26 protein-coding genes are annotated in these 24,633 nt (G+C 39.1%); 13 read left to right on the top strand and 13 right to left on the bottom strand.

What is annotated here, in order from left to right; all coding sequences use genetic code 11:
- Positions 1-100: 100 nt before the first annotated feature.
- The gene (locus tag HMPREF2987_RS08550; protein WP_075230173.1) at positions 101-448 is read right to left on the bottom strand and encodes a hypothetical protein; all 348 of its coding nucleotides are present in this window, start codon (positions 446-448) and stop codon (positions 101-103) included.
- Positions 449-638: 190 nt separating this feature from the next.
- Here HMPREF2987_RS08550 and HMPREF2987_RS08555 point away from each other — a divergent pair, with 190 nt between their 5' ends.
- Positions 639-1,448: a Cof-type HAD-IIB family hydrolase gene (locus tag HMPREF2987_RS08555; protein ID WP_075230174.1), complete on the top strand. Its 810-nt coding sequence runs from the start codon at positions 639-641 to the stop codon at positions 1,446-1,448.
- A 51-nt stretch (positions 1,449-1,499) separates the two neighbouring features.
- On the opposite strand, the gene HMPREF2987_RS08560 is transcribed toward HMPREF2987_RS08555, so the two are convergent.
- From HMPREF2987_RS08560 to glmU, 7 genes are all read right to left on the bottom strand, one after another.
- A complete protein-coding gene (locus HMPREF2987_RS08560; RefSeq protein WP_049509788.1) occupies positions 1,500-1,760 on the bottom strand; it encodes a SemiSWEET family transporter in 261 nt (86 codons plus the stop codon).
- Between the two features lie 172 nt (positions 1,761-1,932).
- Positions 1,933-2,235 carry a hypothetical protein gene (locus tag HMPREF2987_RS08565; protein WP_075230175.1) on the bottom strand — a complete coding sequence of 101 codons (303 nt, stop codon included), beginning with the start codon at positions 2,233-2,235 and terminating at the stop codon, positions 1,933-1,935.
- A gap of 65 nt (positions 2,236-2,300) precedes the next feature.
- Complete coding sequence (gene pcrA, locus HMPREF2987_RS08570) at positions 2,301-4,589, bottom strand: DNA helicase PcrA (RefSeq protein WP_075230176.1); 2,289 nt, start codon at positions 4,587-4,589, stop codon at positions 2,301-2,303.
- 292 nt (positions 4,590-4,881) lie between these two features.
- On the bottom strand, positions 4,882-5,577 hold the full coding sequence (locus tag HMPREF2987_RS08575; RefSeq protein WP_075230177.1) for a 5'-methylthioadenosine/adenosylhomocysteine nucleosidase: 696 nt from the start codon (positions 5,575-5,577) through the stop codon (positions 4,882-4,884).
- A 10-nt stretch (positions 5,578-5,587) separates the two neighbouring features.
- Complete coding sequence (gene macP / locus HMPREF2987_RS08580; RefSeq protein ID WP_060955683.1) at positions 5,588-5,899, bottom strand: cell wall synthase accessory phosphoprotein MacP; 312 nt, start codon at positions 5,897-5,899, stop codon at positions 5,588-5,590.
- Entirely contained in the window at positions 5,892-6,455 is a 564-nt protein-coding gene (locus HMPREF2987_RS08585) for an NUDIX hydrolase (protein WP_075230178.1), read from the bottom strand. The genes macP and HMPREF2987_RS08585 overlap by 8 nt, the downstream gene beginning before the upstream one ends.
- A gap of 9 nt (positions 6,456-6,464) precedes the next feature.
- Entirely contained in the window at positions 6,465-7,844 is a 1,380-nt protein-coding gene (glmU, locus tag HMPREF2987_RS08590; protein ID WP_075230179.1) for a bifunctional UDP-N-acetylglucosamine diphosphorylase/glucosamine-1-phosphate N-acetyltransferase GlmU, read from the bottom strand.
- A 155-nt stretch (positions 7,845-7,999) separates the two neighbouring features.
- Here glmU and HMPREF2987_RS08595 point away from each other — a divergent pair, with 155 nt between their 5' ends.
- From HMPREF2987_RS08595 to lysS, 5 genes are all read left to right on the top strand, one after another.
- The gene (locus HMPREF2987_RS08595) at positions 8,000-8,800 is read left to right on the top strand and encodes a glycoside hydrolase family 25 protein (RefSeq protein ID WP_075230180.1); all 801 of its coding nucleotides are present in this window, start codon (positions 8,000-8,002) and stop codon (positions 8,798-8,800) included.
- Positions 8,801-8,911: 111 nt separating this feature from the next.
- On the top strand, positions 8,912-9,754 hold the full coding sequence (locus HMPREF2987_RS08600) for a DUF368 domain-containing protein (RefSeq protein WP_075230181.1): 843 nt from the start codon (positions 8,912-8,914) through the stop codon (positions 9,752-9,754).
- Positions 9,754-10,233, top strand: coding sequence for an aminoacyl-tRNA deacylase (locus HMPREF2987_RS08605; RefSeq protein ID WP_075230182.1), 480 nt, complete (start codon positions 9,754-9,756; stop codon positions 10,231-10,233). Before HMPREF2987_RS08600 ends, HMPREF2987_RS08605 begins: the two co-directional genes overlap by 1 nt.
- Positions 10,234-10,236: 3 nt before the next feature.
- On the top strand, positions 10,237-10,857 hold the full coding sequence (locus HMPREF2987_RS08610) for a histidine phosphatase family protein (RefSeq protein ID WP_075230183.1): 621 nt from the start codon (positions 10,237-10,239) through the stop codon (positions 10,855-10,857).
- Between the two features lie 140 nt (positions 10,858-10,997).
- Positions 10,998-12,488, top strand: coding sequence for a lysine--tRNA ligase (gene lysS / locus HMPREF2987_RS08615; protein WP_075230184.1), 1,491 nt, complete (start codon positions 10,998-11,000; stop codon positions 12,486-12,488).
- Positions 12,489-12,578: 90 nt separating this feature from the next.
- Here lysS and HMPREF2987_RS08620 read toward each other — a convergent pair whose 3' ends face one another.
- A complete protein-coding gene (locus HMPREF2987_RS08620; RefSeq protein ID WP_075230185.1) occupies positions 12,579-14,249 on the bottom strand; it encodes a formate--tetrahydrofolate ligase in 1,671 nt (556 codons plus the stop codon).
- A 232-nt stretch (positions 14,250-14,481) separates the two neighbouring features.
- Between HMPREF2987_RS08620 and HMPREF2987_RS08625 the strand changes: the two genes are divergently transcribed.
- Genes HMPREF2987_RS08625 through HMPREF2987_RS08635 form a run of 3 tightly spaced genes read left to right on the top strand, consistent with a single transcriptional unit; the run spans position 14,482 to position 16,281 of the window.
- Positions 14,482-15,171, top strand: coding sequence for a phosphopantothenate--cysteine ligase (locus HMPREF2987_RS08625; RefSeq protein ID WP_075230186.1), 690 nt, complete (start codon positions 14,482-14,484; stop codon positions 15,169-15,171).
- A gap of 11 nt (positions 15,172-15,182) precedes the next feature.
- Entirely contained in the window at positions 15,183-15,734 is a 552-nt protein-coding gene (coaC, locus tag HMPREF2987_RS08630) for a phosphopantothenoylcysteine decarboxylase (protein WP_075230187.1), read from the top strand.
- On the top strand, positions 15,718-16,281 hold the full coding sequence (locus tag HMPREF2987_RS08635) for an ECF transporter S component (RefSeq protein ID WP_075230188.1): 564 nt from the start codon (positions 15,718-15,720) through the stop codon (positions 16,279-16,281). Before coaC ends, HMPREF2987_RS08635 begins: the two co-directional genes overlap by 17 nt.
- A gap of 200 nt (positions 16,282-16,481) precedes the next feature.
- Here the strand turns inward: HMPREF2987_RS08635 and udk are convergent, their stop codons facing one another.
- The 3 genes from udk to HMPREF2987_RS08650 all read right to left on the bottom strand — a co-directional run bounded on the left by udk (position 16,482) and on the right by HMPREF2987_RS08650 (position 19,247).
- Positions 16,482-17,120, bottom strand: coding sequence for a uridine kinase (udk, locus tag HMPREF2987_RS08640; RefSeq protein WP_004253618.1), 639 nt, complete (start codon positions 17,118-17,120; stop codon positions 16,482-16,484).
- A 125-nt stretch (positions 17,121-17,245) separates the two neighbouring features.
- Positions 17,246-18,979, bottom strand: coding sequence for a phosphoenolpyruvate--protein phosphotransferase (gene ptsP, locus HMPREF2987_RS08645; RefSeq protein ID WP_075230189.1), 1,734 nt, complete (start codon positions 18,977-18,979; stop codon positions 17,246-17,248).
- Positions 18,980-18,983: 4 nt separating this feature from the next.
- The gene (locus HMPREF2987_RS08650) at positions 18,984-19,247 is read right to left on the bottom strand and encodes a phosphocarrier protein HPr (protein ID WP_000146952.1); all 264 of its coding nucleotides are present in this window, start codon (positions 19,245-19,247) and stop codon (positions 18,984-18,986) included.
- A gap of 361 nt (positions 19,248-19,608) precedes the next feature.
- Here HMPREF2987_RS08650 and nrdH point away from each other — a divergent pair, with 361 nt between their 5' ends.
- The 4 genes from nrdH (at position 19,609) to HMPREF2987_RS08670 (ending at position 24,090) form a co-directional block, all read left to right on the top strand.
- The gene (nrdH, locus tag HMPREF2987_RS08655; RefSeq protein WP_000259242.1) at positions 19,609-19,827 is read left to right on the top strand and encodes a glutaredoxin-like protein NrdH; all 219 of its coding nucleotides are present in this window, start codon (positions 19,609-19,611) and stop codon (positions 19,825-19,827) included.
- 68 nt (positions 19,828-19,895) lie between these two features.
- Positions 19,896-22,055, top strand: a complete 2,160-nt coding sequence (nrdE, locus tag HMPREF2987_RS08660; RefSeq protein ID WP_075230190.1) for a class 1b ribonucleoside-diphosphate reductase subunit alpha — start codon at positions 19,896-19,898, stop codon at positions 22,053-22,055.
- A 173-nt stretch (positions 22,056-22,228) separates the two neighbouring features.
- Positions 22,229-23,191 carry a class 1b ribonucleoside-diphosphate reductase subunit beta gene (nrdF, locus tag HMPREF2987_RS08665; RefSeq protein ID WP_075230191.1) on the top strand — a complete coding sequence of 321 codons (963 nt, stop codon included), beginning with the start codon at positions 22,229-22,231 and terminating at the stop codon, positions 23,189-23,191.
- Between the two features lie 131 nt (positions 23,192-23,322).
- Positions 23,323-24,090: a DeoR/GlpR family DNA-binding transcription regulator gene (locus tag HMPREF2987_RS08670; RefSeq protein WP_075230192.1), complete on the top strand. Its 768-nt coding sequence runs from the start codon at positions 23,323-23,325 to the stop codon at positions 24,088-24,090.
- A gap of 197 nt (positions 24,091-24,287) precedes the next feature.
- Here the strand turns inward: HMPREF2987_RS08670 and HMPREF2987_RS10515 are convergent.
- On the bottom strand, positions 24,288-24,633 hold a 346-nt coding region (locus HMPREF2987_RS10515), incomplete at its 5' end, for an LPXTG cell wall anchor domain-containing protein (RefSeq protein ID WP_142995386.1).

A 24,633-nucleotide genomic window follows, 5' to 3' on the forward strand; every position in this document is an offset into this window, starting at 1 on the left:
TTTACAGCCCTACTCAACTGTGCGGAGGTGGGACTACGAATTCGAATTCTAATGAATTACCGATTTCTGTCCCACTCTCATTGATCGTTAAGCACTAACTTCATGAAAAAACGAGCATCCATAATTCCCAAAATGCAGTAATGTTGATCATGATATGGAGCAAAATAGGATAATAGTCTGAAAGATAATTGACTCCATAAGCAAGAATCAAATAAACTGGATATCTCCATTTCCACTTCAACTCAAGCATTTTTCTACCTTCGAATACTAGTAAATATAGCATAGCTAGAAGAATAACGATAAACTCTAAAAAAGCAAAAATTTGAAAAAATTCTCGACTAGCAGCTACAAATCTAGCTGTAAAGTGATTAAAAATCCACCAAAACCATGTCTTCCTATAAATGATTACCAATAAGGCTAGTAAAATCTGTACTACTCTTTTTTTCATGCCAAGTCCTCTGCTTTTTCTTCATTATCTCTATAATCTCAACTGCATTGCAAGTTTAGTATAGCATATATTTACCAAAAAGCTTCTTCAAATCATAAATTGTAATCGAAACGTCCTAAATTGACATAGTAATCCTTATTTCCTCCAAAATATGCTATAATATAGATAAAAGACGTGAAAAGGAAATACTATGATTAAACTACTTGCTCTAGATATGGATGGTACTCTTCTCAACGAAGCCAAGGAAATTCCTCAAGCTCATATTGATGCTATTCATAAAGCTATCGAAAAAGGTGTCAAACTGGTTCTCTGTACTGGTCGTCCCCTCTTTGGAGTTCTTCCCTACTACAAGAAACTCGGTCTTGATTTGCAAAATGAATACGTTATTGTCAATAATGGTTGTTCTACCCACCAAACCAGCGACTGGAGCCTTGTCGACTGGCGAGAACTTAGCAAATCTGACATCGAATACCTGAATGACCTAGCTGAAAAGAGTGAGGTTCAGTTGACTCTCTTTGATGAGGAACACTACTTCGTTCTCGGAGGCAAACCAAATCCTATCGTTCAATATGATGCCACACTTGTTTTTGCTGACCTGACTGAAATCTCACTGGAAGAATCTACTAGTGGTAAATATCGTATGTTCCAGGGAATGTTTTTAGGGACAAAAGAACAAACAGATGACTTTGAACAACGATTTGCTGATGAACTTTGTCAGAGATTTAGCGGTGTTCGTTCCCAACCTGTTATCTATGAGGCAATGCCACTCGGTACAACCAAGGCTTCTGCTCTTTCTCGTTTGGCTGAGATTTTAGATCTCCAACCTTCTGAAATCATGGCTATGGGTGATGCCAATAACGACATTGAGATGCTAGAGTTTGCAGGGCTTGGGATCGCTATGGGAAATGCCAGCGACCACGTCAAATCTCTCGCAGATGCTGTAACTGCCAGCAATGAAGAAGACGGTGTTGCACGCGCTATTGAGAAATATATTTTGTAGAACATTAAAAAGCAACTAACAGTTCATTCTGCTAATTGCTTTTTTTCTATATTAAATTAAAGCTGTCAATGCGGTAATAAGTCCAAAAACGATACCTGGTGCATTAGCTGCTGCCAAAGGAATATCACGTTCTTTTTTAAAGAGACCGTAGTAAACCCAAAGACTGCAGTTAAGTGCAGCTACTGCTGGTTGGATAAAATTCCCTTTTTGACCAGCAAGGTTATTCATAATTTGAGGAATATAAGAGACATACATCATTACAGACATAAAGGTTGCAATCCAACCCAAAGTTTTCATTTGTTTTTCAGACATTTTCTTCTCCTTTCAAAAACATTTTCCATTATACACTATTTGTTTTAATTGTATAAGCCAAAAACTTTTTTGTTAAGAGAATGTAAATTATCACAAGATTGTGACCAGAGGTAACTTGTTTGTTCTTATCTTTAGAAAAGGTATAGTGGCTAACAGTTTTATCATACTATTATTATTTAAAAAATCTCGGATGACCATTTACATCCAAATAAAAAATTACCTTCGCCTCCTTATCTGAAATTACTAATGTATAGTCTTCGAATAAAAAATTATTTGGCGGATACTTTACCAGCATGAACCATAATGTTGAACCTTTGCAATTCATCTTTTCAAACTCATATGGATAAGAGTGCTCTAATCTTAAAAGTTTAGGATCTAAAACACATTCACCCTCAAGTTTATTGTTAGAATGAAAATTTTTACCAATTTCAATAACCTGTAAAGGTGATAAATTCGTCTTCTTTTTCATAGTCATATACCACTGATTTCCATAGAACAAATGAATCTATTATCATTAACTTCAAAAACTGAAACTATGTACTACTTCTTCTCAATCGGTGCTACACTGGCTAAAAGTTTTTTGAGGCCGACTTCTGGGAAATTGATTTTCAATTCCTGAGTAGATCCACTTCCTGAAACTTCTAGAACCGTTCCTTCGCCCCATTTCTTATGAAGAGCAATATCGCCGATAGACCAGCTTGTCTCACTAGAAGCCGATTTTGATCCAGCAGCAAATTGTCCAAAAGGTAGTCCTTTTGATTCAATGGATCTTGGTGCTGCGTTACGTTTACGATCTTGTAGAGCTTGAGCAAGGCTCATGCCTTGACCAAAGGCGACACCTCCACTACTATAGGATGCTTTGAAACTACTATTAGCTGGACGCGCCAAACCTTGATAAGTTAACAAATCTGAACTAATCTCATTGATAAAGCGTGTTGGACGATTATAGTTCGTTCGACCAAACAACAGGCGTGAGTTAGCATTGGTTAGATAAAGGATTTTCTCTGCGCGCGTGATACCGACATAGGCTAGACGGCGTTCCTCTTCTAGTTCATCCATGTCTTCTGCTGCACGACTAAGTGGAAAGACATTTTCTTCCATTCCAATCAAGAATACAACTGGAAACTCGAGTCCCTTGGCCGCATGGAGCGTCATCAAGGTTACTTCTGATGTTTCCTGACTGCCAGAGTCTGTATCTGCAATCAAGGCCAAATCGTTCAAGAAGCGACTGAGCTTATCCAAGCCAGTTTCTTCTTCCTGATTATCTGGATTATCATCAAAGTTCTTGGTAACAGAAAGGAACTCTTCGATATTCTCAACACGAGCCTTACTTTCTAAGGTTGCTTGAGCATTGAGAATATCCACGTAGCCTGTTTTTTCCAAGACTGCTTCCACTAACTCAGTAATGCTTAATTGATCCAGTTGATCCCGCAAATCAAGAATCATATTGGCAAAATCCCAGATAGACTGGGCTGCCTTACCTTTAATCCCTGATAACATGATGTTAGCTGAAGCATCAAGCATCGACATGTTTTGTAGGTTGGCAAAGTCACGGATTTTCTCTACTGTTCCTGGTCCAATGCCACGTTTAGGTTCATTAATGATGCGTTCAAAACTAATATTATCACTCAAATTGGCAATGAGATTCAGATAAGCGATAATATCACGGATTTCCTTACGGCTATAGAACTTAGTTCCACCGACCATAGTATAAGGAATATTAGACTTGAGCAGAGCTTCTTCAATGGTACGAGACTGGGCATTAGTACGGTAAAGAACTGCAAAGTCCTTGTGGAGGAAGTTTTGGCTTCGACCAAGTTCATCAATGGTTTTGGCTACAAAGACAGCTTCGTCTTGTTCATCATTGGCACGATAGTAGACAATTTGTTCCCCATCCGCATTTTGAGTCCAGAGATTCTTAGGACGGCGATTTTTATTGTTTTTGATAACGTCATTAGCTGCTTGGAGGATGGTCTTGGTCGAACGGTAATTTTCCTCCAACAAAACAACCTTGGCTTGAGGATAATCCTTCTCAAAATCCAAGATATTCTGCATATCAGCACCACGCCAACCGTAGATAGACTGGTCAGCATCCCCTACTACGCAGATATTTTGGAAACGAGAAGCCAAGAGTTTGACGAGTTGATACTGAGCATGGTTGGTATCTTGATACTCATCAACATGAATGTACTGGAACTTCTGTTGGTAATAAGTCAAAACATCGGGATTTTGATCAAAAAGACGTAGAGTCAACATAATCAAGTCATCAAAGTCCACCGACTCTGACTGACGAAGTTCTTTCTGATAGGCCGTATAACACTTAGCTGCAATTTGAGTGTACATATCTCCTGCCTGGGCAGCATAAGCAACATCGTCAATCAGATCATTCTTAGCATTGGAAATGGTTCCCAAAATGGTGCGTTCATTCCATTTTTTAGGATCCAAGTTCAACTGCTTGAGAATGCGTTTCATGAGCGTTCGCTGCTCTCCAGGATCCACAATCGTGAAATTGCGATTGTAGCCAATGTGATCCGCATCGCGACGTAGGATACGCACGCACATAGAGTGGAAGGTCGAGATCAAACAATCCTGAGTAGCTGGGTTGAGCCCATAAGCACGCTCCTTCATTTCACGTGCTGCCTTATTAGTAAAGGTAATGGCCAAGATATTCCATGGCTTGACCATCTTTTCATCAATTAAGTAGGCAATACGGTGGGTTAAAACTCGTGTCTTACCAGATCCAGCACCCGCCATGATCAGCAAAGGACCTTCAGTCGTTTGAACAGCCTCAGCTTGACGGTCATTCATCCCCTTTAATAATTCGTTCATTTTCTCTTCCTTATTCTTCAAGTCAATGTTTCTATTATATCAAAAAATTTTGAAAATAACTTTTCTCAGAAACCTTCTGATTATTTTAGTTGGCAAGACAAGAAGAGGCTGGGACAAAAGTCCTAGCCTCTCAATTGTCTTTGGATTGCCGAGCAAGACGCAGTGGTTGAGTGGGCTCTTCTACGCTGATTTCATCAGCTTTTACAGCCCTACTCAACTGTGCGGAGGTGGGACGACGAAATCGAATTCTAACGAATTACCGATTTCTGTCCCACTCTCAGTAATTCTTCTATTAATCCTTTATTGACTGCAAAAGTGCCATTAGGGCTTGGGCAGAACGACGTCCTGCTTCTACGATAAATTCATCAAAGGAAACGGATGCTTCATGGTTGGCATTGTCACTCATGGCACGAACGACTATGAAAGGTAGGTTCAAAGCATGAGCTGCTTGAGCAATAGCAGCCCCTTCCATCTCTACAGCAAGAACTTGAGGGAAGTGCTCTTTTATCGCTTTGATTTTATCTTCTCCAGCAACAAAACTGTCTCCTGTCGCAATCAAACCTAAATGCCAAGTTTGTTCCAGTTTAGACAAACTCTCTTGAATCAAACTGATAAAATTTTTGTCTGATTCAAAATAGAGAGGCTGTTGCGCCATTTGACCGTAATCATAGCCAAAGGCAGTCACATCAACATCGTGATAGGCAAGCTTGTCTGCAATCACTACATCGCCTACTGCAATCCCATTTGCCACTGCACCAGCAGATCCAGTATTAATCACTGCATCCACCTGAAAGTGATCCGCTAAGATAGCGACACTCATAGCAGACATGACTTTTCCGATTCCACTCTCTACAAGTACAAGCTCGACAGAACCAATCTTACCAGTATGATAGCTATTTCCCAGAACCTTTTCTTCGCTGGCATCGTCCAAGTGTTGAATCAAGTAAACTAGCTCTTCTGGCATAGCTGCAATAATTCCAATTTTCATGATAGACCCCTTAAATAAATCTCATTGCTAGAATCAACAAAATCAAGAGAAAAATAACTGCAAATAGAATTTTATTCAATTTAGAATTAAAGACATTTCTCTTAGTATTTTCAATCCGACGACTTTTGTGAATAGAAGGTTCAACTTCGATGGTCAGTGTATCCTGGCTAAAACCATGATCTCTGGTTCGTGAATAGCCAAAATTTTGAGAAGAAGTCGGTAAAATCTTAGTTTCCTCATCATCTAGCAAGGGAGGACCTGAGATGTCCTCTCCTCGATTGGCACGTTCAATCATTTCATCTGTTAATAAAGGTTTACCCATGGGTTCCTCCACTATTTTTTTGTAATTCCCAGTACTGGATAGCCATGATGGTCTTTGCATCACAAATATCTCCTGACTGGATCAGTGCTTTAGCTTGGTCAAGATTGACTTCAAGCAACTCCAAAGTCTCATCTTCATCCTGAGGACGAGGATTTTCAACTTTTGTCAAATCACTTGCCAAGTAAAGTTTTAAGCGCTCGTTACAAAATCCAATCGCTGAGTAAAAATCATAGACAAGGCTTAATTTTCCAGTATAGGCTGCCTCTTCCTCTAATTCACGAAGGGCTGCTGCTTCTGGATCTGCATTTTCACCTACTTCAAGCTTACCTGCAGGAATTTCATAAGAAACTTTCTCAATTGCCTTACGATATTGTTTAACTAAGACAATCTTATTTTCTGGAGTAACTGCTAAGACACATACCGCTCCATTGTGAAAAATCAAATCACGTTGCGCTCTACCTTTGCCAGAAGGGAGTTCAACCTGGTCTTGAACCAATTGGAAGATCGGTCCTTTATAGATTTCTTTACGACTTATAGTCTTTTCTTCGAATTCCATCGTTAGCTCCTATTTATTGTTAGGATGATGAGGGAGGCGAGTTGCATATTCATCCTTATTGACTTGACGACCTCGTCCAATAGCAATGGCATCAGCAGGAACATTCTTAGTGATGGTAGAACCAGCACCAACAAGAGAGTTATCTCCAAGCTCTACTGGAGCAATGATAGTTGAATTAGATCCGACAAAGACATTGTTTCCAATGGTTGTTTTAAATTTGTGTTGACCATCGTAATTTACAGTAATCGTTCCTGCACCGAAGTTGACATCACTACCAACCTCACAGTTACCAATATAAGTTAAATGACCAGCTTTTGTATTTTCACCGATGCTAGATCCTTTGACTTCAACAAAGTTTCCAATGTGCACATCTTTTGCAAGGCTTGATCCCGGACGGACATGAGCATAAGGACCAACTGTAACGCCATCAGCAACTGAGCTTTCCTCAATCATCGAGTTTGTAATCACTGTCCCTGAACCGATACTACTATCAACGATATAAGTTCCGTTGGTCAAAACAGTTCCTGTACCAACCTTACTAGAACCTTTGAGGGTTACATTTGCTTCGATTTGAACTTCTGGAGCGATCTCAACATCAATGTCAATGTAAGTAGCTTCAGGATTCACAAAACTAACCCCATTGACCATATGCGCTTGGTTAATACGGCAACGCATAATGCCTTCAGCTGTCGCAAGGGCAACACGGTCATTAACTCCTAGACTTTCCTCAAAGTCTTTCAGAGTATAGGCACCAACCTTTTCCCCTGCTTCACGGAAAATGCCGATGACATCAGTAATGTAGTATTCACCTTGAGCGTTGTTGGTATTGATATTCTTAAGAGCTTCAAAAAGACGAGCGTTATCAAAGACATAGGTTCCTGTATTGATCTCCTTGATTTGTTTTTCAAAATCAGTCGCATCCTTCTGCTCAACGATACGGAGCACTTCAGCATTCTCATTACGAACAATACGTCCATAACCAAATGGATCTTCAGCTTCTGCCGTAAGGATTGTAGCTACATTCTTGTGATTTATGTGGAAATCAATCAAATTTTTAAGACTTTCCCCAGTGATTAATGGTGTATCACCAGCAATGACCAAAGTTTGACCAGAAAGTCCTTCAAGAATTGGCTCAGCCATCATGACTGCGTGACCTGTACCTAATTGTTCAGACTGTCTTACAAAATCAGTTTGACCAGCCAAGACTTGCTCCACTAGTTCTGCTTTGTGTCCAACAACCGTTACTGTTTTTTCAGGCTTAATTGCCCCTACACTACGAAAAACATGCTCAAGCATTGAAATTCCTGCAACCTTGTGCATGACTTTAGGTAGATCTGATTTCATACGGGTACCTTTACCCGCTGCTAAAATAACTGCATAATTTGCCATATTTTTCTCTTTTCTATAGAAATTCCTTTTAATTATATCATATTTTTGCTCTTTCAAACACAAAAGAAGTCAAGTGACCTAAAACAGAGTCTTTACGGTACAATTTCGAGTATTTTTTTTGATTTTTTCCCCCATTTACGATAAACTATAGAAGTATGAGAAAGAAAATTAATCCCGCTTTTATTTTTACTGTATTAGCTCTTATCGTGGGGGTTTTGGTCCTAAATCGACCCAAGTTTGAAGACCATCCCGTCAAAACAAAGCAAAATCCAGTTCAAGTAGAAACTCAAGCTTTACATAATATCAATAAGCCTATTGTGGATGTTTCTGGTTGGCAAAGGCCGTCAGAGATTAATTATGACACCTTATCTCAAAATATCTCTGGTGCGATTGTTCGCGTTCATTATGGAGGTCAAGTTTCTGAAGAAAATGACGCTGCCTATAAAAACGGAGTCGATAAGGTCTACAAGGAGCATATCACTGAGTTTCAAAAACGAAATATTCCAGTAGCTGTTTATGCTTATGTTGCTGGAAAAAACGTAGAAGAAATGGAAAAAGCTGCCGAAGTCTTTTATAACGCTTCTTCTCCTTATAATCCCAGCTACTATTGGTTAGATGTTGAGGAAAAAACCATGTCTGACATGAACCAGGGTGTTGAGGCCTTCCGTGCTAAATTAGCTTCATTGGGTGCAAAAAATATTGGCATCTATGTTGGTGTTTACTTTATGGAGGAGCATAGTATCAGTACGGAGAATTTCTCGGCTATCTGGATACCGTCCTATGGAACCAACTCAGGTTACTACGAGAGTGCTCCCAATACAGATCTTAACTATGATCTTCACCAATACACTTCTCATGGAAGCCTTGGTGGATTTGTACATCATCTAGATTTGAACCTTATTTCTACTTTAAAAGATAAGGAAGACACATTTAGAAAATTATTCTTAAAACCCTAACGACTATCACAATGAGCAAGTCAGACATTGCTTTCTGCTTGCTTTTCTTTATTTTATAGTTTGGAAATACTATAAATATCTTTAAACTAATTTGAATTTTGGAGGATCTTTATGTTATCATGGCTATCAAAAATTATTAAGGGAATTGTAATCGCCCTAGGTTTTATTCTACCGGGAATTTCTGGTGGTGTTCTTGCTGCAATCTTGGGAATTTATGAGAGAATGATTCGTTTCCTTGCCCATCCTTTCAAGAATTTAAAAGAAGATCTACTCTTTTTCCTACCTGTCGGTATTGGAATGCTCCTAGGTATCGGCCTTTTCTCATATCCTATTGAGTACCTTCTCGAAAATTATCAAGTGTATGTGTTGTGGAGTTTTGCTGGTGCCATCATCGGAACTATTCCAAGTCTTGTCAAAGAATCTACCCGTGATTCCGAGAGAGATAAGATTGATCTCATTTGGTTTTGGGCAACTTTTATCCTTTCAGGTTTTGCCCTCTACGCCTTGAACTTTGTCGTCGGATCGTTGTCAGCTAGTTTCCTTAACTTTACTCTTGCTGGATGCTTATTAGCACTTGGAATTTTAGTGCCAGGACTTAGCCCTTCTAATCTACTTTTAATCCTTGGTCTTTATAGTCCAATGCTAACTGGATTTAAGACTTTTGATTTATTCGGAACCTTCCTTCCAATAGGAATTGGAGCACTTGCTACTCTTGTCATTTTTTCAAAATTTATGGACTACGCTCTCCGTGTCTATCAATCTCGTGTTTACCACTTTATCATCGGAATTGTTCTTTCAAGTACAATCTTAATCCTCATTCCAAATGCTGGTAATGCTGAAAGCATCAGCTACAGTGGATTATCTCTTGTGTCTTATGTCATCATTGCCTTTTTCTTCGCTCTAGGTATTTGGTTAGGTATTTGGATGAGTCAATTGGAGGATAAATACAAATAATGGCTAAAAAAGTAAAAGTCAAAAAAACCTTGGTCCAACAAATTTTAACCAAGGCAGGAATAAACCATACGGGTATTCAAATTAATGCCTTGGAAGGTGAGATGCCTCAAGGTTATGAAAAGAGTCAGATTTTTAAGACTTTAGCCCTTCTGGGAGATAAGACTGGTCCCCTTATCGGTATCCTTCCTATCACTGAACACCTTTCTGAAAAGAAGCTTGCAAAGATTTCTGGTAATAAGAAAGTCAGCATGATTCCACAAAAAGACCTCGAAAAGACAACAGGCTATATCCATGGCGCCAATAATCCAGTTGGAATTCGTCAAAAACATAACTACCCTATCTTTATCGATCAAAGTGCACTTGAGATTGAAGAAATGATCGTTTCGGCAGGTGAAGTTGGGCATAGTATTATTATCAACCCAAAAGACCTTGCAAGCTTTGTTAAAGCAGACTTTGCAGATATTTTAGAAGGACAATGATCAATGAAACTATACTTTGTTCGCCACGGTAAAACTCTTTGGAATCTTGAAGGACGTTTTCAAGGGGCAAGTGGTGACTCACCACTCCTTGAGAAATCCATTGAGACCTTAGAAAAATTGGGCCAGTATCTCCAGGAAATTCCATTTGATGTGATTTATTCTAGTGATCTTCCTCGTGCCGTAACTTCTGCTCAGATTATCCAAAGTCAACTGAAAGAATGCTGTCCCTTACAAGAAACATCCCTTCTAAGAGAATGGCAACTTGGAAAACTTGAAGGAGCAAAATTTGCAACTTTAAAAGCAATCTATCCTGAGCAAATGAATGCTCTCCGTAGCAATTTAGCGAAGTTTGATTCGACTATGTTTGGTGCTGAGTCCGTTTATCAAACAACACAACGAACTATCAATTTTGTTAAATCACTTCAAGATCAAGATTTTGATCATGTTTTAATCGTCGGTCACGGAGCCAATCTCACAGCAAGTATACAAACTCTGCTAGGTTACGATGTTCCTCTACTTAGAAAAGATGGTGGTCTAGCAAATGCTAGTGTTACCGTTCTAGAAACATCCGACTTTGAAAACTTCAATCTTATAGTCTGGAATGACACTTCTTATCAAACATAGAACTGAACTTAACAATCACTGTTAAGTTCTTTTTATATTTTGTAGAATATCCGTGAATTTATTTGACATTTATGTTAAAATGGGAGTATCGCAATATAGACTCATCCTATCAAGTATTGAGTAAAAACCAGGAGGAAACCATGTCAACAGAACATATGGAAGAACTAAATGACCAGCAGATCGTTCGCCGCGAAAAAATGGCTGCGCTCCGTGAACAAGGAATTGATCCTTTCGGTAAACGTTTTGAACGTACTGCCAACTCTCAAGAACTAAAAGATAAATACGCTGATCTCGATAAAGAAAAACTACACGAATTAAACGAAACTGCTACTATTGCAGGTCGTCTTGTTACCAAACGTGGTAAAGGTAAGGTTGGATTTGCCCACCTTCAAGACCGCGAAGGTCAAATCCAAATCTACGTTCGTAAGGATGCTGTCGGTGAAGAAAACTACGAAATCTTTAAAAAGGCTGACTTAGGAGACTTCCTTGGTGTCGAAGGTGAAGTTATGCGTACTGATATGGGAGAACTCTCTATCAAGGCAACTCACATTACTCACTTGTCTAAAGCTCTTCGTCCACTTCCTGAAAAATTCCACGGACTAACTGACGTTGAAACCATCTACCGTAAACGTTACCTTGATTTGATTTCAAACCGTGAAAGCTTTGAACGTTTTGTTACTCGTTCAAAAATCATCTCTGAAATTCGTCGTTACCTTGACCAAAAAGGATTCCTTGAAGTGGAAACACCTGTTCTTCACAATGAAGCTGGTGGTGCTGCTGCTCGTCCGTTTATCACTCACCACAATGCCCAAAACATTGACATGGTGCTTCGTATCGCGACTGAGCTTCACTTAAAACGCCTTATCGTTGGTGGTATGGAACGTGTTTATGAGATTGGCCGTATCTTCCGTAACGAAGGAATGGATGCTACACACAACCCTGAGTTCACTTCTATCGAAGTTTACCAAGCTTATGCAGACTTCCAAGACATTATGGACTTAACTGAAGGCATTATCCAACACGCTGCTAAAGCTGTTAAAGGTGATGGTCCAGTCAACTATCAAGGAACTGAGATCAAGATCAATGAACCATTTAAACGTGTACACATGGTTGATGCAATCAAGGAAATTACAGGTGTTGATTTCTGGAAAGATATGACTTTCGAAGAAGCTAAGGCAATCGCAGCTGAGAAGAAAGTTCCAGTTGAAAAACACTACACTGAAGTTGGTCATATCATCAATGCTTTCTTTGAAGAGTTTGTTGAGGAAACCTTGATTCAACCAACCTTTGTCTATGGACATCCAGTAGCAGTATCTCCACTTGCTAAGAAGAACCCTGAAGATGATCGCTTTACTGATCGTTTCGAGCTCTTCATCATGACCAAAGAATACGGTAATGCCTTTACTGAGCTGAACGACCCAATCGATCAGCTTAGCCGTTTTGAAGCCCAAGCTAAAGCAAAAGAACTTGGTGACGATGAAGCGACTGGTATCGACTACGACTACATCGAAGCCCTTGAATACGGTATGCCGCCAACAGGTGGTTTGGGAATCGGTATCGACCGTCTCTGCATGCTCCTCACTGATACTACTACTATCCGTGATGTATTGCTTTTCCCAACTATGAAATAAAATATAAATCTCCTAGTCACATTCTAGGAGATTTTTTAGTATTCAAATAAAAGACAAACCCGATTTTGAGCTTGTCTTTTTTTTGTTCAATTAGAATAATCCAAGAACAGTTCCATCACTTTCTACATCCATGTTGAGAGCTGCTGGTCGTTTTGGAAGTCCAGGCATAGTCATGACATCACCAGTTAAGGCAACGATGAAGCCTGCACCAAGTTTTGGTACCAGTTCACGAATAGTAATTTCAAAGTTTTCAGGTGCACCAAGAGCATTTGGATTATCTGAGAAACTGTATTGAGTTTTGGCCATACAGATTGGTAATTTGTCCCATCCGTTTTGAACGATTTTAGCGATTTGAGTTTGAGCTTTCTTCTCAAAGTTAACCTTGCTACCACGGTATATTTCAGTCACAATCTTTTCAATTTTTTCTTGAACAGAAAGGTCGTTGTCATAGAGACGTGTGTAGTTTGCTGGGTTTTCGTCGATTGTTTTTACGAGAGTTTCAGCCAGAGAAACTCCTCCTTCAGCTCCATCAGCCCATACGCTAGCTAATTCGACTGGTACATTGATTGAAGCACACAGTTCTTTCAAAGCTGCAATTTCCGCTTCTGTATCTGAAACAAATTCATTGATAGCAACAACCGCTGGAATGCCGAACTTACGGATATTCTCAACGTGGCGTTTCAAGTTTGCAAATCCAGCACGTACTGCTTCCACATTTTCCTCTGTCAGAGCATCCTTTGCAACTCCACCATTCATTTTAAGGGCACGAAGAGTCGCTACAATGACTACTGCACTTGGAGCTGTTGGCAAGTTTGGAGTCTTGATATCCAGGAACTTCTCTGCACCAAGGTCTGCACCAAAGCCAGCTTCTGTTACAGTATAATCAGCTAAACGAAGAGCTGTTTTTGTCGCCAATACAGAGTTACAGCCGTGGGCAATATTGGCAAATGGACCACCGTGTACGAATGCTGGTGTTCCATAGATTGTTTGCACCAAGTTTGGTTTGATAGCATCTTTCAAAATCAATGCTAAGGCACCCTCAACCTGTAAATCACCAACCGAAACTGGTGTACGGTCATAACGGTAGCCGATGACGATATTTGCCAAACGACGTTTCAAATCTTCAATATCAGTTGCCAAACAAAGGATAGCCATGATCTCTGAAGCAACTGTGATATCAAAACCATCTTCACGTGGAATACCATTAAGCGGGCCACCAAGACCAACAGTTACATGGCGAAGAGCACGGTCGTTTAAGTCAACAACACGTTTCCAAAGAATACGACGTTGGTCGATTCCTAGCTCATTTCCTTGGTGCAAATGGTTGTCAATCAAGGCAGAGAGAGCATTGTTTGCAGTTGTGATAGCGTGCATATCTCCAGTAAAGTGAAGGTTGATGTCTTCCATTGGTAATACTTGAGCATAACCACCACCTGCTGCCCCACCTTTAATCCCCATGACAGGACCAAGAGAAGGTTCGCGAATAGCAATCATGGTTTTCTTGCCAATCTTATTCAAAGCATCCGCAAGCCCGATGGTAATAGTTGACTTTCCTTCACCAGCAGGTGTTGGATTGATAGCAGTAACTAAAATCAATTTACCGACTGGATTACTTTCAACCTCACGAATCTTATCAAAGCTTAGCTTAGCCTTATATTTTCCATACAACTCCAAATCATCGTATGAAATACCAAGTTTCTCAACAACATCAACTATTGGTTTTAATTCGATACTTTGTGCAATTTCAATATCTGTTTTCATAACAAACTCCTCTACCTCAAATGTGTTAATTCATTATAACACAAAACAAGATTTTTAACAGACATAAAGCTTGATAATGTTCGTAAATATAGCACCCTTAAAGGATTTATCGGCTACTATTTAAATTTTTATATGCCTTTATAAGTTTTAACTATAGTTTAAAGTTGGGATTTCACATAATATTTTATCGCTTTCATTTTACTTACTGCTCATTTTTTTGTACAATAGTTCTATGAAAATTTTAGTTACATCTGGTGGTACAAGCGAAGCCATTGATAGAGTTCGCTCCATTACCAACCACTCTACCGGTAGACTTGGTAAAGTAATAACTGAGGCTTTACTAAAGGCTGGGCATCAGGTCTGTCTGATTACTACGCAACAAGCGTTAAAACCAGCTCCACACTCAAATTTATCCATCATTGAAATCAAAAACACTTCCGATTTACTTCGAGAGATGAAACGGATTGTTCCTGATTATCAAGTTTTGATTCATTCCATGGCAGTTTCTGACTATAGTCCTGTTTACATGACTGGTCTTGACCAAGTTCAAGCAAGCCAAGATTTAAGTGAGTTTTTGCATAAGAAAAATATGGAAACAAAGATCTCCTCTAAGGATGAGGTGCAAGTCCTATTTCTCAAGAAAAATCCTAAAATTATTTCTCTTGTCAAAGAATGGAACCCAAGTATTCATCTCATCGGCTTTAAACTGCTTGTCGATGTTACCAAGGAGCATCTGATTCAAATCGCTAGAGAAAGTCTTGAAAAGAATCAAGCTGACTTGATTGTCGCTAATGACCTCACTCAGATTAATGCTGATCAGCACCTGGCTTATCTAGTAGAAGAAAAAGATTATCAGCTTGCTACTAGCAAGAAAGAAATCGCTGACTTTTTAGTCAAGAGAATTCAAGGATTTGATCGTTAGAAAGGAAAATTATGGCTCGTATTACACTCGCTGTTACAGGCTCTATCGCTTCTTACAAGGCTGCTGATTTGGTTAGTAACTTGAAGAAACAGGGGCATTCTGTTACGGTACTTATGACCCAGGCTGCGACTGCCTTTATTCAACCTTTAACCCTTCAAGTCCTATCTCAAAATACCGTACATCTGGATGTTATGCGGGAACCTTATCCTGATAAAGTCAATCATATCGAGTTAGGCAAAGAAACAGATTTGTTTATCCTTGCCCCTGCTACCGCTAATACGATTGCAAAAGTAGCATATGGTTTTGCCGACAATATGGTAACCTCTACTGCTCTTGCCTTGCCCCACTATGTTCCAAAACTAGTGGCGCCTGCTATGAATACCAAAATGTATGACCATCCAGCAACTCAAACAAACTTAAAAACTTTAGAAACTTATGGTTATACAATTATTGCTCCAAAAGAGTCCCTACTGGCCTGTGGCGATGTAGGACGTGGTGCTCTTGCTGATCTTGATACTATTTTACAACAGATAAAGGAAAAACTTCATGAACAAACGCTCTAATATTGCTCCTATTGCTATCTTTTTTGCCAGCATGATTGTCATTCATTTGCTGAGCTCTATTGTCTTTAATGTCTTGCCCTTTCCAATTAAGCCAACCATCGTCCATATCCCAGTCATCATTGCTAGTATCATCTACGGACCACGGATTGGGGCTATCTTAGGTTTCTTGATGGGAATGATTAGCTTGACTGTCAATACGATCACTATTCTCCCAACTAGCTACCTCTTCTCTCCTTTCGTACCAAATGGGAATCTAGCTTCACTTGCTATTGCTATTATTCCTCGTATCTTAATTGGTTTAACACCATACTTTGTCTATAAACTCCTCAGAAACAAAGCGGGGCTTATCTTAGCGGGGGCACTCGGTTCCCTTACTAATACTGTATTTGTACTAGGCGGTATCTTCTTCCTTTTTGGAAATGTTTTTGATGGAAATATCCAGAAACTATTAGCTACTGTTATCTCAACAAACTCTATCGCAGAACTGATTATCTCAGCAATACTCACCCTAGTTATTGTTCCGAGACTTGAAAAAATCAAAAAATAAGAGGTCGGGAAAATCCCGACCTCGATTTTTATTTGCGCTGAAACTCTGCTCCAGCATTTAGTGAATCTTAAAGAGTCAAAAAATCCTTTGAAACAATATTTTTCTCTATCTAAAAGCATGATTGTAAAGATTCACGGATATGAGAAAAAGGTTCAATCTTGATAAAATCTTTACTTTCCCACAGCCTTTTTATCTGCTTATTATTGGGCAAGACGTGCTTCTTCTAAAATCTTTTCAATCTTTGTTGTTAGCAAATCAATAGCTACTGTATTAGTCACACCTTCTGGAATAACGATATCTGCATAACGCTTTGTTGGCTCGATAAATTGATGATACATGGGTTTCACTACACCAAGATACTGGTCAATAACGCTATCTAAACTACGACCACGTTCTTCCATATCACGCTTAATACGACGAATGATACGGACATCATCATCTGTATCTACGAAAATCTTGATATCCATCAAATCACGAAGACGTTTGTCCTCCAAAACCAAGATTCCTTCTACAATAAAGACATCTTGAGGTTCTTGGCGATAGGTTTTAGAACTTCTGGTATGAGCAGCATAGTCGTAGGTAGGAATATCAACTGGACGTCCTGCCAACAACTCTTTGATTTGCGCAATCATCAAATCAGTATCAAAAGCAAAAGGATGGTCATAGTTGGTTTTGATTCGTTCTTCAAAGGTTAGATGAGATTGATCTTTATAGTAGGAATCATGCTCAATCATAGCTATTTTCTCGTTTGGAAAATGCGATAAGATTGCTTTAGATACGCTTGTCTTTCCTCCTCCAGATCCCCCTGTTACTCCGATAATGATTGGTCTATTTTGCATTGTAGCCTCCTTGTATTTTCCCTTGTCTATTTTACCATATTTTTGATAAATTTTACAGATGGAGTTTTCTACAAAAAGAGAAGAAAAAGTCCTCATAGCTAGAAGCTACAAGGATTTGTAATTGATTAATCGAAGTCAACGTATTCTTTAGATAGTTCAAGAACTTCTTCCATTGTTGAACATTCTGTAAGAGCGCGGTTAGCGTATTCTTGCATTTTAGCAGTGTCAAGTTTCTTCATCAAGCTACGTGTACGAAGTACAGATGTAGCTGACATAGAGAACTCATCCAAGCCCATTCCGACAAGAAGTGGAACAGCTGTTTGGTCACCAGCCATCTCACCACACATACCAGCCCATTTACCTTCAGCGTGAGCTGCTTTGATAACGTTGTTGATCAAACGAAGGATTGATGGGTTATATGGTTGATAAAGGTATGAAACTTGCTCGTTCATACGGTCTGCTGCCATTGTGTATTGGATCAAGTCGTTTGTACCAATTGAGAAGAAGTCTACTTCTTTTGCAAATTGGTCTGCAAGCATAGCTGCCGCAGGAATTTCAATCATGATACCAACTTGGATGTCATCCGCAACTGCGATACCTTCAGCAAGAAGGTTTGCTTTTTCTTCATCGAATACTGCTTTAGCTGCACGGAATTCTTTCAAAAGCGCAACCATTGGGAACATGATACGCAATTGACCGTGTACAGAAGCACGAAGAAGGGCACGGATTTGAGTGCGGAACATTGCATCTCCAGTTTCAGAGATAGAGATACGAAGAGCACGGAAACCAAGGAATGGGTTCATTTCATGTGGCATATCGAAGTAAGGAAGCTCCTTGTCACCACCGATATCCATTGTACGAACGACAACTGGTTTACCGTTCATTCCTTCAAGAACAGCCTTGTACGCTTCGTACTGTTCGTCTTCAGTTGGGAAGTCTTGAGAATCCATGTACAAGAACTCTGTACGGTAAAGACCTACAGCTTCTGCACCGTTTTCGTTAACACCTTCAACGTCTTTTGGAGTACCAATGTTGGCAGCCAATTCGAAGTGTTTACCGTCAGCAGTAACTGTTTGAGCATCTTTCAAGAGTGCCCACTCAGCTTTTTGTTGAGCGTAAGCTTCACCAGCTGCTTTAAATTCAGCCGCTTGTTCTTCACTAGGGTTGATAATCACTTCACCTGTAATACCGTTAACGGCAAGTAGGTCACCATCTTTGACAATTTCAGTGATATTGTTTGTACCCAAAACAGCAGCGATTTCAAGTGTACGAGCCATGATAGCTGAGTGACTTGTACGTCCACCAATGTTTGTTACAAAAGCTTTTACAAAGTTTTTGTCCAATTGAGCTGTATCAGATGGAGTCAAGTCGTGAGCAATCACGATCACTTCTTCATTGATAGAAGCTGGGTTTGGCAATTTTTTACCAAGGAGGTTAGCCAATACACGTTTTGTTACGTCGCGGATATCCGCTGCACGTTCTTGCATGTATGGGTTGTCTTCCATGCCTTCAAAGATTGTGATAAACATGTCTGTAACTTCTTTCAGACCTGCTTCTGCATTCACTTTCTTAGCACGGATAGTTTCTTTGATTTGACCGATCAATTCAGGGTCAGCAAGAACCATCAAGTGAGCGTCAAATACTTGTGCCGCTTCTTCACCAAGCGTACCTACAGCCTTCTCGCGGATAAGAGAAAGCTCGTTTTGAGAAGCTTCAAGAGCAACATCCAAACGAGCCTCTTCTGCATTTGTATCTTCGACTGTAACAGTCTCGAATGATAAATCCGGTTGAACGAGTAGATATGCTTTTGCAACTGCAACACCGTCAGATGCTGCGATTCCTTTAAGCATTTCTGTCATTTCCTTATGCCAATCCTTCTTTTTCCATTGTTTCTGAGATTGCAGCGATAGCGTCATCAGCGTCTGCACCTTCAGCAGTGATTGTAACGTCAGCACCTTGACCAACACCAAGACTCATTACACCCATGATAGATTTAAGGTTAACTGATTTACCTTTATACTCAAGAGTGATATCTGAAGCAAATTTGCTAGCAGTTTGTACCAACAATGTTGCTGGACGTGCGTGGATACCTGTTTCTGCCACTACGTGGAAATCTTTAGAAGCCATAGTTTGACTCTCCTTTAATAGTTTTCTTGTTGGGTTATATCTGATAACCCTTACAATTTAGTATTATATCACCTTCATTGATATTTTTCAAGTGTTTTATGGACTTTCTTCAATTTCCTTTCAGATAACTTGCAGAAAATCTTCTATATTATTTAGCAAAACACAGTATGTAGTTTTGGTGAAAATCCTAATCATTGAAATAATGCTTTTTCGCTAGTTGCTTTCAAAACCCACACTATATATTGTGTTTGTAGGTAAAATCAGTAAAACAATTACACAAGATTTAGTTTTAGAAAGTTGACAAAGTTTTTTTTTCTGATATACTAAGAAAGTAATAATTTTTTAAAGAGGAGTTACAGAAATGGTAACCGTATATTCTAAAAACAACTGTGTCCAATGTAAAATGACCAAACGCTTTTTGGACAGTAATAATGTTGAATATAAAGAAATCAATCTTGATGAACAGCCTGAATACATTGATCAAGTGAAAGAGCTTGGCTTTAGTGCCGCTCCTATCATTCAGACACCAACAGAAGTTTTCTCTGGTTTCCAACCAGGTAAACTCAAACAACTTGCTTAAGAATCAAGACAAAAGCTTCTATGTCTATCTTAGAAGCCTTTCTTTTGTAATTAGATAAAGGATTTTTTATGGGATTAAAACAACTTGAAGATGTGACTTACTTCCGTCTTAATAACGAAATTAACCGTCCTGTGAATGGACAAATCATGCTTCACAAAGACAAGGAAGCTCTTGAAGCCTTCTTTAAAGAAAATGTTGTACCTAATACAATGGTTTTTAATTCAATTACGGATAAAATTAATTTCCTTATTGAACATAACTATATTGAAACAGCATTTATCAAGAAATACCGTCCAGAATTTTTGGAAGAACTATCTCAATTTATTAAAGATCAAAACTTCCAATTTAAGTCTTTCATGGCTGCCTATAAATTCTATAATCAATATGCTTTGAAGACTAATGATGGGGAGTACTATCTTGAGAGCATGGAAGACCGCGTCTTCTTTAATGCTCTTTACTTTGCTGATGGTGATGAAGCGATTGCTATTGATATCGCTAATGAAATCATCCACCAACGTTATCAACCTGCTACTCCTTCTTTCTTGAATGCAGGTCGTGCGCGTCGTGGTGAATTGGTATCTTGTTTCTTGATCCAGGTAACAGATGATATGAACTCTATCGGACGTTCTATCAACTCTGCTCTTCAACTTTCACGTATCGGTGGTGGGGTCGGAATTTCCCTCAGCAACCTTCGTGAAGCTGGAGCTCCTATTAAAGGATACGAGGGTGCTGCTTCTGGTGTCGTTCCGGTTATGAAGCTTTTCGAAGATAGCTTCTCTTACTCAAACCAACTTGGGCAACGTCAAGGTGCTGGGGTTGTTTACCTCAACGTCTTCCACCCAGACATTATCGCCTTCCTTTCAACAAAGAAAGAAAATGCCGATGAAAAAGTTCGTGTCAAGACTCTCTCACTTGGTGTTGTGGTACCAGATAAATTCTACGAATTAGCACGTAAAAATGAAGAAATGTATCTCTTCAGTCCTTATTCTGTTGAAAAAGAGTATGGCGTACCTTTCAACTACATTGATATCACTGAAAAATACGATGAGCTAGCCGCAAATCCAAACATCCGTAAGACAAAAATCAAGGCGCGTGATTTGGAAACTGAAATTTCTAAATTGCAACAAGAATCTGGCTATCCGTATGTAGTCAACATTGATACAGCTAACCGTGCAAATCCTGTTGATGGTAAGATTATCATGAGTAACTTGTGTTCTGAGATTCTCCAAGTGCAAGAACCAAGTCTTATCAATGATGCTCAAGAATTCCTTAAAATGGGGACTGATGTCTCATGTAACCTTGGTTCAACAAACGTGGTCAACATGATGACTTCACCTGACTTTGGTCGTTCTATCCGCGCCATGGTCCGTGCCCTTACTTTCGTTACAGATAGTTCACACATCGTAGCTGTACCTACGATTGACCATGGAAATAGCCAAGCTCACACCTTTGGACTTGGTGCTATGGGACTTCACAGCTATCTTGCACAACAACTGATTGAATATGGATCTCCTGAGTCCGTTGAATTTACAAGTATCTACTTTATGCTTATGAACTACTGGACCTTGGTTGAGTCAAACAATATCGCACGTGAACGTGGTGTTACCTTCCACAACTTTGAGAAATCAGACTATGCTAACGGAAGCTACTTTGATAAGTATTTGACTGGAGAATTTCTTCCGAAATCAGACCGTGTTAAAGAACTCTTCAAAGATATCTTTATCCCTACTGCTGCTGATTGGGCTGAACTTCGAGATAAAGTTAAAACAGATGGTCTTTACCACCAAAATCGACTTGCTGTAGCACCAAATGGTTCTATCAGTTATATCAACGATGTATCTGCTTCTATCCATCCAATTACGCAACGTATCGAAGAACGCCAAGAGAAGAAAATTGGTAAGATCTACTACCCTGCTGCAGGATTGTCAACAGAAACCATTCCTTACTACACTTCTGCTTACGACATGGATATGCGTAAAGTTATTGATGTTTACGCAGCTGCAACAGAGCACGTGGACCAAGGACTTTCACTCACTCTCTTCATGCGTAGTGATATTCCAAAAGGACTTTACGAATGGAAGAAAGAAAACAAACAAACGACACGTGACTTGTCTATCCTTCGTAACTACGCCTTTAACAAGGGCATCAAGTCTATCTACTACGTCCGTACCTTCACAGATGACGGCGGAGAAGTTGGTGCCAACCAATGTGAGAGCTGTGTGATTTAATTCGTCTCTCAAAAGTATCGCATTTACTCAATCTATTAAACGTATTTTTCTGATAAAATCATGTAAGAACATAAAAGTCGGGCTTCCGACTTTTTGTTCGATTATAGCATAGAATTATGATAAAATAAGAATGATTATGTTATCGCATTACTACATACAGAAAGAGATTTCAAATGAAAACTTACTACAAAGCCATTAACTGGAATGCCATCGAAGATGTCATCGACAAATCAACCTGGGAAAAACTGACGGAGCAATTCTGGCTCGATACGCGCATCCCCTTGTCAAACGACTTGGATGACTGGAGAAAGCTTTCTAACAAGGAAAAAGATCTTGTTGGTAAAGTTTTTGGTGGTTTGACCCTTCTTGACACCATGCAATCAGAAACTGGTGTCCAGGCTCTTCGTGCTGATATTCGTACACCTCACGAGGAAGCTGTTTTTAACAATATCCAGTTTATGGAATCTGTTCATGCCAAATCTTATTCTTCTATCTTCTCAACCTTAAATACCAAGTCTGAAATTGAAGAAATTTTTGAATGGACTAATACCAATCCATATCTTCAGAAAAAAGCTGAAATTATCAATGAAATCTACCTAAACGGAACGCCACTTGAAAAGAAAGTAGCTAGTGTTTTCCTTGAAACCTTCCTCTTCTACTCTGGTTTCTTCACTCCACTCTACTATCTAGGAAATAACAAGTTGGCTAACGTAGCTGAGATCATCAAGTTAATCATTCGTGATGAGTCAGTTCATGGAACCTACATTGGCTACAAGTTTCAGCTTGGTTTCAACGAATTACCAGAAGAAGAACAAGAAAAACTCAAAGAATGGATGTACGACCTGCTCTACACTCTCTACGAGAATGAAGAAGGCTACACAGAAAGCCTCTATGACGGTGTTGGTTGGACAGAAGAAGTCAAAACCTTCCTTCGCTACAATGCTAATAAGGCCCTTATGAACTTGGGACAAGACCCTCTCTTCCCGGACTCAGCGGACGATGTAAACCCAATTGTTATGAACGGGATTTCAACTGGTACATCAAACCACGACTTCTTCTCTCAAGTTGGTAATGGTTACCTACTTGGTGAAGTTGAAGCTATGCAAGATGACGACTATAACTATGGTCTAGATTAATACAAGACTTTAAAAAAACATCTGACTTGTTTAAAAAACCAGATGTTTTTTTGTTTTTGTTTATTTTTGTTCTTTACATTGATTGATTTTCTAGTTTATGGTATTATAGTAATAGATATGGAGGTGATCCGATGCTTAAGCAAGAAAAATTAGATACTATCTTAGAAATTGTTAATACAAAAGGAACGATCACTGTTAAAGAGATTATGAGTCGCCTAGATATTTCAGATATGACTGCTAGACGTTATTTACAAGAGTTAGCAGATAAAGATTTACTGGTTCGTGTTCATGGTGGAGCCGAAAAACTTCGAACAGGTTCTTTGTTAAACAATGAGCGTTCTAACGTTGAAAAACAGGGGTTACAGACAGCAGAAAAGCAAGAAATTGCTCGCTTTGCTGGTCATTTAGTTGAAGAAAGAGAAACTATTTTTATTGGTCCAGGTACTACCTTAGAGTTCTTTGCGCGTGAGCTTTCTATCGATAACATTCGTGTTGTTACCAATAGTTTGCCTGTATTTCTCATTCTAAACGAGCGTAAGTTAACTGATCTAATTCTAATCGGTGGTAATTATCGTTCAATTACTGGAGCCTTTGTAGGCACTCTAACCCTCCAAGATATTGCCAGTTTGCAATTTTCAAAAGCCTTCGTTAGTTGTAATGGTATCAAGGATCAAGCTATCGCTACTTTTAGTGAAGACGAAGGGGAATCTCAGAAATTAGCACTGGAAAATGCCAATAAAAAGTATCTCCTAGCTGACCATAGCAAATTTGATAAGTTTGATTTCTTTACATTTTACAACATTTCAGATATCGATACTATTATCACTGATTCTAAATTAAGTGACGAAACACTCCTATCCCTATCTAAACAAACTAAAATTATCAAGTCTAAACCTTAAACTTTAGAACTAGTCATAGAATCTAGTAACTGCTACTAATTCAATGGCTAGTTTTTTATTTTGCAAAAATTATAAAAAGTTCCCGAAATGTTTATAGATATTTACCAAGCACAAATATTATAAAACTAAAAAACCTGAAAGTTATATCTTTCAGGTTTTTTGATCGAATTAATCAACTAATAGAATCGTTAGAAGATTTATTCTTCATCATCACGCTTACGACGTTTAGCCACTAATCCTAATCCTGTTAGACCTGCTACAGCTCCAAGAAGAGCATTTGTAGCTGAAGCTGTTGTTCCAGTATTTGGAAGTTGCTTACGTGTTTTACTGCTATCAGCTTGAGGAGTTTGACTAGTTGAAGTCGAATGTGCCATTGATTGGCTAGTACTTACTGATAATGATAGTGATTGCGATACTGATGTGCTGATCGAATCCGATGTAATCACACTATCGATATCTAAGCTATCAAGCGATAAGCTCTCTGGCATTCCCTTACTTGTAACAACAGATGTGCTTGCTGACTCAGATGCTGATGTGCTTGCA

The organism is Streptococcus sp. HMSC067H01, assembly GCF_001814775.1.
Taxonomy (GTDB): Bacteria; Bacillota; Bacilli; order Lactobacillales; family Streptococcaceae; genus Streptococcus.